This is a genomic window from Deferrisoma palaeochoriense, from assembly GCF_054656955.1.
Genome location: NZ_BAAHXI010000225.1, coordinates 1 through 253, shown reverse-complemented (window position 1 = coordinate 253; position 253 = coordinate 1). Strand labels below are relative to the sequence as shown.

Here is a 253-nt window from a genome sequence, read left to right as displayed (position 1 = left end):
CGTTGGGTCTCCGCCGAAGGGACGTGGCGCAACCCCAATGTCGTCTTGAACACCTTGTCCCCTCGCCGGTTCTGAATCGCCTCGAAATCCGGCTGGCCCAGCAGAAGGTTGCCGAGAAAGCTGATCACCACATCGCCGCTGTCGATCACGCCGCCCGGCAAGCTCTTTCGGGCCCGCTGGCGCAACGAGGTCTTCCGATTCAGAAGTTGCCCGGCCAACGCCAGACCCGCGTGGGACGTGAGGATCTCCTTTT

The 253-nt window shown here is 62.8% G+C and carries 1 pseudogene; it reads right to left on the bottom strand.

The annotated features are described in order from the left end of the window. Positions 1–185 (bottom strand): annotated as a pseudogene (locus tag ACYQ8L_RS18800) (hypothetical protein); the annotation flags it as partial. Between the last annotated feature and the right edge of the window lie 68 nt (positions 186–253).